The following is a 12,528-nucleotide window of genomic DNA, read 5'->3' on the forward strand; positions in this document are numbered from 1 at the left end:
ATGGCTACATGGGATTGCCGACAAATGCGGATGTGGCGGAACTGGTAGACGCCCTGGATTTAGGTTCCAGTGCCGAAAGGCGTGGGGGTTCGAGTCCCTTCATCCGCACCACCCTTCGCTCTATCGAGCTTCGGGTGGCAGGCCACCCAGGAGCTTGATAAAGCGAAGGGTGTCCTCCGAAGCCGTGGCGTAGGAGGACTGGCGGCGACGGCCTACACTTCAAACACTTGACCGGTAAACCACTCCGCCAATTTCGCCAGCTCCGGCCCCAGCACCCGGTCGGCGTCGACCGGGGGCACGATCTTCCTGATATCCGCGACAAAATCCTGCAATGCCGGCGGCGCGGCGCGTTCAGTCACGTACAGGGCCTGCGAGGCGATCATGGCCAGCATCGCCATTGCCGCATCGAGGCAGCGGCCGGCCGTCGCTTCCTTGGTCCAGGCGAAGAATGCGGTGGTGGCGACGTCGTCCTGGCCGGCGCCGGCCGATTCGGTGCCCGGAATGAAGGTGCGCTGCGCCGCGAGCTTGGCCTGTTCGAAATAGCCGGTGATCGCCATCGGGACATAGCCGACATTGCCATGGCCATCGCTGTCGGCCCAATGCCGCCCGGTCATCAACAGATCGGGCAGCAGCGACACCTTGCCGTTCAGCAGCTTTGAGGCGTGGCGGTCGCAAAGCAGGCAGAGATCGGCCCAGATCGCCGCCAGATCGTCCAATGCCGGTGTCGCCATGGCATTGTGGTAGCCGCCGGTGGAGATGCAGCGTCCCAGCGGATGCGCATCGTCGGGCGGGATATAGACCGGATTGTCCGAGATCGAGGCCAGCGACACGGTCGCCGCCTGCTCGGCGCCCGCCAGCGCCCGATGCGCATGGCCGAGCACGCGCGGCACGATGCGGTAGCTGACCGGCGCCTGATAGTTGCGCCGGCCGTCGCCGGCGCCAACCAGGTATTGCCGCAACCCTTGCAAGGCGGCCGCTTCGTGCGCGTCGCCCCACAGCCCGTCGAGCGCGGCATCATAATGCTCGAGCGGCGCACGAAAGGCTTCGATCGACAGCGCAAACACCTTGTGCGCCATCGCGACGCGACGGCGTGCGGCAAGTGCTGCGTCCGCCACAAGGGCGGCAGCGCAGGGCGAGCCGTTGATCAGCGAGCCCCGCTCCTTCACTTCGAGCTCCAGGCCAGCGGTAAGCGCGGCAAACAGCGGATAGAGCGCCAGGATCTCGCCGGCGCCGCCCTGCCCCTGCGACGACACCACCGGCATCGGTCCACCGTCGAGCATCGCCGCAACGGCTAGCGCGATGCGCGGCGTGGTGGCGGCATTGCCTTCGATGAAATTGGTCAGCCGTGCCAGCACGATCGCCCTGACCACGCGCTCGGGCAACGGCTCCCCGAAGGATGTGGCGGCGGCAAAAGCCTTGATGCGCGCATGGCGGTCGCGCTCGTCAAGTTCGAGCTTGCGGCTTGCCAGCTCGCCCATGGCGGTGGTGACGCCGTAGATGACCGGCGGCGGATCGGACTCAATGAGTTTCAGGAACGAGGCGCGGCATTCGGCAATGCGTTGCAAGGCCTTGTCGCCGATTTCGACCGTGTCGTTTCTCCAGGCGACGCGCAAAACGGCATGGAGATTGATATCTTCGCGCGTCGTCACCGTAATCGGCATTGTCTTCGCCCGTCTGGTTTGCATGAGGGCGGAGCGATCGATCGTTGCCGAAATCCATGCCCTGGGTAATGTCTTCTAGTAGAGCGGTTCCTCAAACAATGTCTTGTCGCCGTCCATCAGCCCCTTGATCTGCGCCTCGCCACTGGCGGCGAGCGCGATGCGCACGCCGAATGGCCGCACCCGCATGTCGTTCTGGATCGCCATGCCCTGGCCCTCAGGTAGGTAGAAGCGGTCGATGCCGTATTGCGGTGCGATCGTGGATTCAGGATCAAGCGTCCAGCCCGGCGCGACCTGGCCGACAATATCGGCTTCGTCGGCGGTCGCTGGCGTCGGAGACTTGCCGAACCAGGCCGTGGTCGCATGCCAATAGCCGTCGGCACCCGGCTTCAGCCGGACCACGATCGGCGTGTTCTCGCTCACGAGCTGGCCGGCCGGGATGTTGGCGATCAGCTTCACCGGCAAGCGCGATATTTCATAGTCGAGGATAATATAGTCGCCGCGCAGCAGATCGCGCGGATCGACCGGCTCGACTTTCAGCAAGACCTCCTTGCCGTTGCGCAGGATCGCCGCGCGGCCGGCGATGATCCAGCTCAGGAAGCCGATCTGGACGAGCGCCAGGACCAGCGCCGAGATGACAAGTTTCTTTCCCGACATCATGCTGCCGCTCCTTCCGGGGCCTTCATGCGTTTTTCCACACGGATGATGACGAGAGCCAGGATGCCGAAAAGCACCGCGGCAGCCAGGAAGAAGCCGGCCGTGCCGAGCATCGTCTGCAAGGTCACGACGTAGATAATGGCGAGCTCGAAGGCAAAGCCGGCATAGGCAACCCAGCGCAGCCCCCTGCTCTCGCGCCCGCCCAGAACGATCGCCGCCGCAATCCCGGCCAGCGCGATAACCGAGGCGACGGCAAAGCCGTTGCTGAAGGCGTTGTCATCGCCCAGTTCGATCTGGATCATCGCCAGCCCGGTGAGAAAGCCGGTCAAGGCGTGCAAAGGCAGCCGCCCGCCGAGCTGCAAGATCCGGTCGGCCGGCCCGGCGGCGAAGATGGAAACCGCAAACAGCAGCGCCGACACCGCGACCAGAGGAATAGCCAGGGCGAGCGTGTTCTGGTCCAGGCCGCGCACCGCGATATAGAAAATGACCGAAAGAATGATCAGGTGGCGTGCCGGCTGGCTGCGCGTCCACAACGAGACGACAAAAAGCACCGGCGCCATGATAACGAAGAAATCCGGAAATACGGGGCGGTCATAAAAGTCGAACGCGCGCACGAACAGCCAGGCAACGGATATGCCGACGGCAGCGACCGTCAGCGGGTTCGAGCGCAACGCCACCGCGGCTAATGCCGTGCCGATGCCCCAGGTGACGATGGCCGAGGCTTCGTCACCCGTGAGATGGTACATCTGGCCGATCAGCGCGATCGATCCGCCGAAGGCCGCGGCGGCCACGATCCACAGCGCCTCGCCGATCGCCGCATGGTCGCGCATCTTCAACACCGCGCCGCCGACATAGCCGGCGAGAATGACGGCAAACAGCGCCGCGACCCGCACCAGCCGCGGGATCGCGTCCCAGTTGGCGGCGACGAAGAGCAGGATCGCGGCGCCGAACAGCAGCGCTGCCATCATGGCCAATATAGTGCCGAAGCTCAGCGATTTGCGCTCGTTTGCGTCGATGTCGCGCTTAAGCGCATCGGCCGTCTTCGCGTCGATCAGGCCAGCCTGCAGCCACCGCCCGATATCGGCCCTCGCCCGTGACGAATAACTCGCCATGCCGCTTCTCCCCCAGCTTGGTCTTTCTGACAGCCGATCCGCTCAAATCGTTGACGCAACGTCATTTTCCGATTCGGGTTTCTTCATGACGAAGCCGTGAACGCGCGTTAATGTTGCATTGCACAATTTGCATTGCTGCCATGCGCCAACAGCACTTTTAAATCGATATAACCCAGCCTATTTACTGTTCGTACACAAACGGAATGATCCGAAGAAAGACGAAACGAGCACTACCATGAACCTGATCCGCAACTACCGCAACTGGCGCCGCTACCGGGACACCGTCTCCGAGCTGAGCCGCCTGTCGAACCGTGAACTGACCGACCTCGGCATCAGCCGCAGCGACATCCACTACGTCGCCCGCAAGGCGGTCTAATCCTCTTCGGATCGCAAATGGTCCGAACCAGTTTTGAAAAAGAGAACGACAATGAACCTGATCCGCAACTATCGTAACTGGCGCGTTTACCGCGACACCGTTACCGAGCTGGGTCGCCTTTCGAACCGTCAGCTCCATGATCTCGGCATCGTCCGCGACGAGATCAAGATCATCGCCCGCAGGGCGACGATCTAACCAGAATTTCGCCAGGGTCGACCTCCTCCCCGACCCTGACGGATACGGTCAGCCTTCACCTCCTCCCGAGGGTTGACCACCAAAACGGCGCCCGCCGCACCTCCTCCCGCGGCGGGCGCTGTTTCCAAACCGAACGCAGTTCGTCTCCAAAGTGAACGCAGTTCGCCTTCCAGGGATTTCGCCTCCCTCGATCCGGCGAAAAGAATTTCGTCAAAGCCGACCTCCTCCCCGGCGATGACGAATACGGCCGATCCCCACCTCCTCCCGAGGATCGGCCCCAAAAACGACACCCGCCGCACCTCCTCCCGCGGCGGGTGTTGTTGTTTTTGGGCAGGCTTTTCAATTGCGCATGCAGTCGATCGAGGCGCTTTACGCCGCCATCAGAGCGTCGCCGCGGACATAAGAAAGTCGAGCTCCGTCGTTGCACGACAATGACCCACGCTCGCACCGGCCAATTGCAAACGGCGCGCCAAGCGATTATTCCGGCGCTCATGAGCAAAAATCCTATCCACATCGTCGGCGGCGGCCTCGCCGGCTCCGAAGCCGCATGGCAGGCAGCACAAGCCGGCGTTCCCGTCATTTTGCATGAGATGCGCCCAGTGCGCGGCACCGATGCGCACAAGACCGATGGGCTGGCCGAACTCGTCTGTTCCAATTCCTTCCGCTCCGACGATGCCGAGAACAATGCCGTCGGCCTGCTGCATACCGAAATGCGACTGGCCGGCTCGCTGATCATGAGCGCCGGCGACGCCAACCAGGTGCCGGCCGGCGGCGCGCTGGCCGTCGATCGCGACGGCTTCTCCGACGCGGTGACGAAAAGGCTCGAAACGCACCCGCTGATCACCATCGAGCGGGAGGAAGTGCCGGGCTTGCCGCCGGCGGAATGGGACCAGGCGATCATCGCCACCGGCCCGTTGACCGCGCCGTCGCTCGCCCAGTCGATCGCCGAGGCAACCGGCGCCGACGCGCTGGCCTTCTTCGACGCCATCGCCCCGATCATCCATTTCGACACGATCGACATGGACACCTGCTGGTTCCAGTCGCGCTACGACAAGGTTGGGCCCGGCGGCACCGGCAAGGACTACATCAATTGCCCGATGGACAAGGACCAGTATCTCGCCTTCGTACAGGCGCTGGTCGACGGCCAGAAGACCGAATTCAAGCAGTGGGAAGGCACGCCCTATTTCGACGGCTGCCTGCCGATCGAAATCATGGCCGAGCGCGGCGTCGAGACGCTGCGCTACGGGCCGATGAAGCCGATGGGGCTGACCAATGCCCACAATCCGACGGTAAAAGCCTATGCCGTGGTGCAGCTGCGCCAGGACAATGCGCTGGGAACGCTCTACAACATGGTCGGTTTCCAGACCAAGCTGAAGCATGCCGAGCAGGTGCGCGTCTTCCGCACCATTCCGGGCCTGGAAAACGCCGAGTTCGCCCGTCTCGGCGGCCTGCACCGCAACACCTACATCAATTCGCCGACCTTGCTCGACGCCTCGCTGCAGCTGAAGTCGCGGCCGGGCCTGCGCTTTGCCGGCCAGATCACCGGCTGCGAGGGCTATGTCGAGAGCGCGGCGATCGGCCTGCTCGCCGGCCGCTTCGCCGCCGCCGAGCGGCTCGGCCACGCGCCATCGCTGCCACCGCTCACCACCGCCTTCGGCGCCTTGCTCAACCACATCACCGGCGGCCACATCGTTTCCGACGACGAGCCGGGCAAACGCTCGTTCCAGCCGATGAACGTCAATTTCGGCCTGTTCCCGCCGGTGGAAGCACCGAAGACCGAAGGCAAACGCCTGCGCGGCAAGGACAAGACGGTGGCCAAGCGCCACGCGATCACCTCACGCGCGCGGGCAGATTGTCGGGAGTGGCTAGGGCTGCCGGCGCAAACATCGGAAGCTGCTGAATAGCCAAGTCTCAGAGTCCTAACGCGATTGACGTTTACGTCAACTCGCTGGCCAACCCCGCGTTGCGCGCCTGAGCAACAGCCAATGCCGGCGCAGAGCCGAAAGCCGGGCTGCGCCACCAAGCGGCGAGCGGCCATTGGCCATCTTGCCGAGATAGGCGCTGGTCAGCGCCAGCGGCAGGAACGCCGGACGCAGCGTTTCCGGAAGTGCGGACGCCCCTTGCTCGAAAGCGCGGAGATGCTCCTGCGCCAATGCAATCAACGCAGCCACCGCGCGCTGAGCGCCGGGGCCGCCGTCGCCGCTGACGAACTCCTCCGGCGACGAGCCGGCCGCTGCAAGGATATCCGCCGGCACGAAGCATTGCCCGCGTCGGCGATGCAGCGGCAACAGCAGCAACAGGCCGGTCATCGCCTGGGCGCAGCCGGCCCTGCCCGCCAGTTCGGCAAAGCGCGGCGCCTGATTGGGATCGAGCACCATCGCCGCCAGCTGGATCAGCGCGGCCGCCGTCTCGCCGCAATATCCCTCGAGATCGGTGCGCGACGGCATCGGATCGTCATAGAGGTCGAAGATGCGGGCCTCGAGCATGTTGTCGAAGGCAGTTTTGGGCAGGCCATGGGCAGAAATCGTCGCCTTCAGCGCATCGGCGAGCGGGTTGCCTGTGGCTGCGGCTTCAGCAGCGATGACATCGCGCCACCATTGCAGCCTCACTTCGCCCGGCAATGCCTCGTGGATGCGGTCTCGGACAGACGCAATCTCGGCATTGAAGGCGTAAAGCGAAAACAGCGCCGCGCGCTTGTTGGCCGGTGCATAGAGTGCGCTGACATAGCGGTCATGGTCGCCGGCGCGCACCGTCTCCATGACGATGTCAGCTGTATCGGTCACGTCAGTCGACGGCGATGAGCGCCGCGGCCACGGCGCGGTCTTCGGCAAGCAGAACATTGTAGGTCCGCACCGCTGCCCCCGTAGACATCGGGTCGGAGCCAATGCCAGCCGCTTTCAGCGCCGCCCGAAGTGCTGTCGGCAAGGGCCGCAAATCCTTGCCTGTACCGACCAGCAGGATCTCGACCTTGCCGGCCTCAGCCAGCAGCAGGTCGAAATCCGCCGCCGTCAGGGCCAGCGGATCGGCCGGCTCCCAGCCATGGATGCCGGAGGGCAGGCAAAGAAGCGAGCCGCGATGCGACATGTCGGCGAAGCGGAAGCCGCCATTGCCGTAGGCTTCGATCGGCGCCCGTCCGGGGAAATGCGCCTCGCGGATGACGATGCCTTTTGCCACCAGCGCAGCCGTCAGGTCGCCATGGCCTTGCCGCCACCAACCGGCTTCTCCTCATCGGCGCTCGCTCCCTGCGGCCTGAGCCTGAACAGGATCAGCAAGGGCGCTGCGATGAAGATCGACGAATAGGTGCCGAAGACGACGCCGAACAGCATCGCCATGGTGAACGAGCGGATCACCTCGCCGCCGAACAACACGAGCGCCAGCAGCGCCAGGATGGTCGTCACCGAAGTCAGCGTCGTTCTCGACAGCGTCTCGTTGATGGCGTTGTTCAACAATTGTGGGAGCGGCATTCGTTTGTATTTTCGCAAATCTTCTCGAACACGGTCATAGACGACGATCGTGTCGTTGAGCGAATAGCCGATAATGGTCAGGATCGCCGCCAGCGAAGACTGGTTGAACTCGAGCCCGGTGATGACGAAGAAGCCCAGCGTCATCACCACATCGTGCACCGTCGCCACGATTGCGCCGACCGCGAACTGCCATTCGAAGCGGAACCAGACATAGACCAGGATGCCGATCAGCGCGATGATCATCGCAATCGTGCCTTGCTTGGCCAGTTCGCCCGAAACGGTGGGACCCACCACCTCGACGCGGCGGAAATCGTAATTGTCCTGCAGCTCGCCGCGCACCTTGTCGATGACGGTCTGCTCGGCGTTCTCACCGCCATCCTGGGTGCCAACGCGGATCAGCACGTCATTCGGCGCGCCGAATTGCTGGACCTGCACTTCACCGATATTGAGCTCCGACAGCCGGCTTCTGATATCGCCAATATCGGCGTCGCCTTGCTTGGACTGCACCTCGATGATCGAGCCGCCCTTGAAGTCGATGCCGTAGTTGATGTCGATGGTCAGGAATCCGATAACCGACGCGATCGACAGCAGGCTGGACAGTGCGAACGTCCAGCGGCGGATGCCCATGAACGGGATTTTCGTGCCGGCCGGAACGAAGGTCACCGGCGCACGCGGCAATTCCTTCGGACGCGCACGGCGCAGCCAGATCGACACCAGCAGACGGGTGAAGGTGAAGGCGGTGAACACCGTGGTCAAAATGCCGATGGCATAGGTGATGGCGAAGCCCTTGACCGGTCCGGTGCCGAGATAGAACAGCACGACCGTGGCAATCAGCGACGTCACGTTGGAATCCACGATGGTCGCCAACGCCTTGGTGAAGCCTGTGTCGATCGACTGGATGACCGAACGGCCGGCCCGTCGCTCCTCTCGGATACGCTCATAGATCAGCACGTTGGAATCGACCGCCATGCCGATGGTCAGCACGATACCGGCAATGCCGGGCAAGGTCAGTGTCGCGCCAAGCAGCGACAAGACCCCGACGATCATCGCCACGTGCACGGCGAGCGCAATGTTGGCGAGGAAGCCGAGAAGTCCGTAGGCGACGAACATGAAGGCGACGACGAGAATGGAGCCGATGATGCCGGCGACCTTGCCGGCATGGATCGAATCCTGGCCGAGGCCCGGGCCGACGGTGCGTTCTTCGATCACGGTCAGCTTTGCCGGCAGCGCGCCGGCGCGCAGCAGCACGGCGAGGTCGTTGGCGCTTTCGGCGGTGAAATTGCCTGAGATCTGGCCGCTGCCGCCGAGGATCGGTTCGCGGATCACCGGCGCCGAAATCACCTGATTGTCGAGGATGATGGCGAACGGCTTGCCGACATTCTGCTGCGTCGCCTGGCCGAATCGTGTCGCACCGCGCGAGTTGAAGACGAACGAAACCACCGGCTCGTTGTTTCGGGAATCATAGGTTGCCGTCGCCTTGGCAAGATCTTCACCGGACACGATGACGCGATTTTCCACCAGATACGGAACCGGCGGATCGTCCTGCGAATAAAGCACCGAGGAGCCTGCCGGCGGGCGGCCGTTCAGCGCATCCTGCACCGACATCGAGGTATCGACCATCTGGAAGGTCATCTTGGCGGTCTGGCCGATGATCTCCTTCAGCCTTTGCGGATCCTGCAGGCCCGGCACCTGGACGAGTACACGGTCGTCGCCCTGCCGCTGCACGATCGGCTCGGTGGTGCCGAGTTCGTTGACGCGACGCTCGACGACTTCGATCGACTGCGCCAATGCGGCCGAGGTGCGGTATTTGATGCCGGCGTCGGTGACGGTGAATTTGAGCAGCCCGGCTTCGGAATCATCCAGGGACATCTCCTGGATGGAGCCACCGGTGAACAGGCCGGCGGCGACCGGATCGGTCAGCGGCTTAAGCGCCGCCTTGGCGGCATCGATCTGGGTTGGATCGGTGATGCGCACTTGTACGGTCCTGCCGGTGCCGCCAAGGCCGGTATAGCCCACCTTGGCATCGCGCAGCAGTGTGCGGATCTCGTCGCGCGTCGTTTCCAGCTGCGCCTTGACCAGGTCGTTCTGGTCCATCTGCAAGAGGATGTGCGAACCGCCCTGCAGATCGAGACCAAGCGTCATCTGCCGCTTCGGCACCCAGTTGGGCAATTGCGCCAATGTGCTGGCCGGGAAGAGATTTGGCGCGGCAAGGATGAATGTGACGGCCACGGCGATCCAGATCAGGATCATCTTCAGGCGCGAAAAATACAGCATATGGCGTTGTCCGTCAGGGCGTACTGGCGGATCGTTCCGCCGACAATTCGGTTATTTCTTGGCGTTCTTATTTGCCACCGGCTCGCCCTTAACCCGCACTTCGCCGATTGTCGAGCGCGCTGAGGTCAATTTGGCGCTGCCGCCGGCAGCGGTTTCGGCGTCAATCGCCTCTGTCGGTTCCATTCTAATTCTGATCACCGCCGGGCGCTATCGTGCGCTACTCGACTATTTTCAATTGTGCAGGCATCGGTCCGGAACGCAAAAGCAAGGCCAGATCATCGGCGTTCTCCTTTGTAAGGTTGCCCGATATCTGGCCGCGGCCGTTAAGAATTGGCTCGCGGACGACTGGCACCGAAAGCACTTGGTTGTCGAGGATCATCGCAAATAGCTTGCCGACATTCTGCGAGGTCGCCTGCGCAACGCGTGCCGTTGCCCTGGAATCGAAGGTGAACGAAACCGCCGGCTCATTTGTGACGGAGTTGGAAGTCGCCTGAGCATTGACAATGTCGTCACTGGAAACGATCGTTCGGCTCTCAACCAGATAGGGAACCGGTGGATCGTCCTTCGAATAAACCACCACCGAGCCAGCGGGCGTCCGGCCATTGATCGCATCAGCGACCGGCATCGACTCATCAACCCACTGAAAAGTCAGCATTCCGGTTCGGGTGAGAATTCTCCTCAGCCTTTGCAAATCCGCAACGCCCGAGGTCCGGACCAGCATACCGTCTTCGCCCTCTGGCCGCACTACTGGGTCGGCTACACCAAGATCACGCAGGCGATTCTTAATGACCACGATCGACTGCGCAAGCGCGATCGACATCCGATACTTGATACCTGTGTCTGTTACCGTGAACTTGAGCAACGCTGCTCCGGTATCATCCAGGATCACTTCCTGGACCGGACCAGCGCTGCCAAGGACAGGATCAGTCACCGCCTCCAATGCCATCTTGGCCGCGCCGACCTGAGCGGCGTCGGTGATATGCACCTGAACGGCCCGACCCGACTTAGCAAGACCAGTATAGCCGATCCTTGCATCGCGCAGCAGCGTCCTGATTTCGTCACGCGTCGCCTCCAACCGGCGATCGATCACATCGGTCGCGTCCAATCGAAGCAGCACGTCCGCGCCGGCAGCGTGAAGACTGGGCGCGTCGACGAGCATTGTGGCCATAGCAAGCCAGATCAGGATCATTTTCAGGCGCGAAAAATGGACCATACGCCGTCTTTGTCAGAGCTCTGCCCGCGGATCGCTCCGCTTGGGAAACTGGCTTACTTCTTGGCGTTCTGGTTGGCCACCGGCTCGCCCTTGACCCGAACATCGGCGATCGTCGAGCGCAGCGCCGTCACCTTGGTGCCGCCGCCAAGGTCGATCTCAAGCTCATTGTCGTCGATCACCTTGGTCACCTTGCCGACGAAGCCGCCGCCGGTGATGACCGTGTCGCCACGGCGCACGGCCGAGATCATCTCCTGGCGCTTCTTCAACTGGGCGCGCTGCGGCCGGATGATGAGGAAATACATGATCACGAAGATCAGAACGAACGGGAGTATCATGCCGATATCCCCGAACGGACCAAGCGGAGTTCCGGTAGCTTGGGCGTATGCCGGTGTGACGAACATCAAGAACTCCTGGTTACGAAGAAGGCCGTAGGGCGGCCTCGCCAAATTTGGCCGGAATATAGTGGGTAAAGTTACCAATGCAACTGCGCGGCCGGGCTTTCAGCTGCTTTTCCGGCCGGTTGACCCGTGTTAGAGCATGCTCCCGGAATACGGGCGTGGTTTTCGCAAAAGATCATGCCCAAACAAAAGCTTGGAACCAGTTTCTATCTCGCCCGGATCAAGACGATTTCGGCCCCTACGCACGTTCGTGCGGAAACATAAAAGACGAGACATGACCGACAGCACCATCGAGGCCCTGAACCAAAAGCTCGACCGCCTGATCGAGGCGGTCACCCGCCTCGCCCCGCCGCCGGTGCCGCAAACCGATCTTGCGGTTGCCGATTGCTTCGTCTGGCAGGCCGACCCCGGCTATCTCGAGTCGGTGCGCAAGGTCAACCGCGTCGACATCGGCCTGATCCGCGGCGTCGACCGCGTGCGCGACATTCTGGTCGAAAACACGGAACGCTTCGCCGCCGGCCATGCCGCCAACAATGTGTTGTTGTGGGGTGCGCGCGGCATGGGCAAATCCTCGCTGGTCAAGGCCGTGCATGCGCAGATCAACGCCCAGGCCAAATCCGACCTGCCGCTCAAGCTGATCGAGATCCATCGCGAGGATATCGACACGCTGCCCAGGCTGATGGGCCTGCTGAAGGCGGCGCCGTTTCGCTTCATCCTGTTTTGCGACGACCTCTCCTTCGACCATGACGACACCTCCTACAAGTCGCTGAAGGCAGCCCTTGAAGGCGGCGTCGAGGGCCGCCCGGCCAATGTCATCTTCTACGCCACGTCGAACCGCCGGCACCTGTTGCCGCGCGACATGATCGACAATGAGCGCTCGACCGCCATCAACCCGTCCGAGGCGGTCGAGGAAAAGGTTTCGCTGTCCGACCGTTTCGGCCTGTGGCTCGGCTTCCACAAATGTTCGCAGGACGAATATCTCGACATGGTCAACAGCTATGCCAGCCATCACGGGCTCACCATCGACCCGGAGCAGCTGCGCGCCGAGGCGCTGGAATGGGCAACGACGCGCGGCAGCCGCTCGGGCCGCGTCGCCTGGCAGTTCACCCAGGATCTGGCCGGCCGGCTCGGCAAGCCGCTGAACGACTGATTGATTTCCGTCAGGTCACTGAAAAAGCCCG

General features: G+C 62.8%; 12 protein-coding genes and 1 tRNA gene. 5 read left to right on the forward strand and 8 right to left on the reverse strand.

Features of this window, described 5'->3' with window-relative positions:
* The first annotated feature begins 26 nt into the window (after positions 1-26).
* Positions 27-111: transfer RNA gene (locus NKJ58_RS08675), tRNA-Leu, on the forward strand.
* A 101-nt stretch (positions 112-212) separates the two neighbouring features.
* Here the strand turns inward: NKJ58_RS08675 and NKJ58_RS08680 are convergent.
* The 3 genes from NKJ58_RS08680 to NKJ58_RS08690 all read right to left on the reverse strand — a co-directional run bounded on the left by NKJ58_RS08680 (position 213) and on the right by NKJ58_RS08690 (position 3,427).
* Positions 213-1,661, reverse strand: coding sequence for an aromatic amino acid lyase (locus tag NKJ58_RS08680; protein WP_023691117.1), 1,449 nt, complete (start codon positions 1,659-1,661; stop codon positions 213-215).
* Between the two features lie 75 nt (positions 1,662-1,736).
* A complete protein-coding gene (locus NKJ58_RS08685) occupies positions 1,737-2,318 on the reverse strand; it encodes a GDYXXLXY domain-containing protein (protein ID WP_031198171.1) in 582 nt (193 codons plus the stop codon).
* On the reverse strand, positions 2,315-3,427 hold the full coding sequence (locus NKJ58_RS08690) for a DUF2157 domain-containing protein (protein WP_023691115.1): 1,113 nt from the start codon (positions 3,425-3,427) through the stop codon (positions 2,315-2,317). The genes NKJ58_RS08685 and NKJ58_RS08690 overlap by 4 nt, the downstream gene beginning before the upstream one ends.
* A gap of 235 nt (positions 3,428-3,662) precedes the next feature.
* Here NKJ58_RS08690 and NKJ58_RS08695 point away from each other — a divergent pair, with 235 nt between their 5' ends.
* The 3 genes from NKJ58_RS08695 (at position 3,663) to trmFO (ending at position 5,902) form a co-directional block, all read left to right on the forward strand.
* Entirely contained in the window at positions 3,663-3,803 is a 141-nt protein-coding gene (locus NKJ58_RS08695) for a DUF1127 domain-containing protein (RefSeq protein ID WP_006335194.1), read from the forward strand.
* Between the two features lie 51 nt (positions 3,804-3,854).
* Positions 3,855-3,998 (forward strand): DUF1127 domain-containing protein, encoded by a 144-nt coding sequence (locus tag NKJ58_RS08700; protein ID WP_023667673.1) that lies wholly within the window; start codon positions 3,855-3,857, stop codon positions 3,996-3,998.
* Positions 3,999-4,489: 491 nt separating this feature from the next.
* Positions 4,490-5,902 carry a methylenetetrahydrofolate--tRNA-(uracil(54)-C(5))-methyltransferase (FADH(2)-oxidizing) TrmFO gene (gene trmFO, locus NKJ58_RS08705; RefSeq protein WP_023751546.1) on the forward strand — a complete coding sequence of 471 codons (1,413 nt, stop codon included), beginning with the start codon at positions 4,490-4,492 and terminating at the stop codon, positions 5,900-5,902.
* Positions 5,903-5,938: 36 nt separating this feature from the next.
* Here trmFO and NKJ58_RS08710 read toward each other — a convergent pair whose 3' ends face one another.
* The 5 genes from NKJ58_RS08710 to yajC all read right to left on the reverse strand — a co-directional run bounded on the left by NKJ58_RS08710 (position 5,939) and on the right by yajC (position 11,350).
* Positions 5,939-6,757: a phytoene/squalene synthase family protein gene (locus NKJ58_RS08710; RefSeq protein ID WP_502902283.1), complete on the reverse strand. Its 819-nt coding sequence runs from the start codon at positions 6,755-6,757 to the stop codon at positions 5,939-5,941.
* A 25-nt stretch (positions 6,758-6,782) separates the two neighbouring features.
* Positions 6,783-7,172: an Mth938-like domain-containing protein gene (locus NKJ58_RS08715; RefSeq protein WP_023688226.1), complete on the reverse strand. Its 390-nt coding sequence runs from the start codon at positions 7,170-7,172 to the stop codon at positions 6,783-6,785.
* Positions 7,173-7,183: 11 nt separating this feature from the next.
* On the reverse strand, positions 7,184-9,736 hold the full coding sequence (gene secDF / locus NKJ58_RS08720) for a protein translocase subunit SecDF (protein WP_023667677.1): 2,553 nt from the start codon (positions 9,734-9,736) through the stop codon (positions 7,184-7,186).
* Between the two features lie 217 nt (positions 9,737-9,953).
* The gene (locus NKJ58_RS08725; protein ID WP_023697614.1) at positions 9,954-10,949 is read right to left on the reverse strand and encodes a SecDF P1 head subdomain-containing protein; all 996 of its coding nucleotides are present in this window, start codon (positions 10,947-10,949) and stop codon (positions 9,954-9,956) included.
* Positions 10,950-11,002: 53 nt separating this feature from the next.
* Positions 11,003-11,350, reverse strand: a complete 348-nt coding sequence (yajC, locus tag NKJ58_RS08730; protein ID WP_023667680.1) for a preprotein translocase subunit YajC — start codon at positions 11,348-11,350, stop codon at positions 11,003-11,005.
* Positions 11,351-11,621: 271 nt separating this feature from the next.
* On the opposite strand from yajC, the gene NKJ58_RS08735 reads away from it, so the two are divergent.
* Positions 11,622-12,497: an ATP-binding protein gene (locus NKJ58_RS08735; RefSeq protein ID WP_352853000.1), complete on the forward strand. Its 876-nt coding sequence runs from the start codon at positions 11,622-11,624 to the stop codon at positions 12,495-12,497.
* Positions 12,498-12,528: the final 31 nt, after the last annotated feature.

It is taken from the genome of Mesorhizobium sp. M0139 (genome assembly GCF_040322455.1).
Classification (GTDB): Bacteria; Pseudomonadota; Alphaproteobacteria; order Rhizobiales; family Rhizobiaceae; genus Mesorhizobium.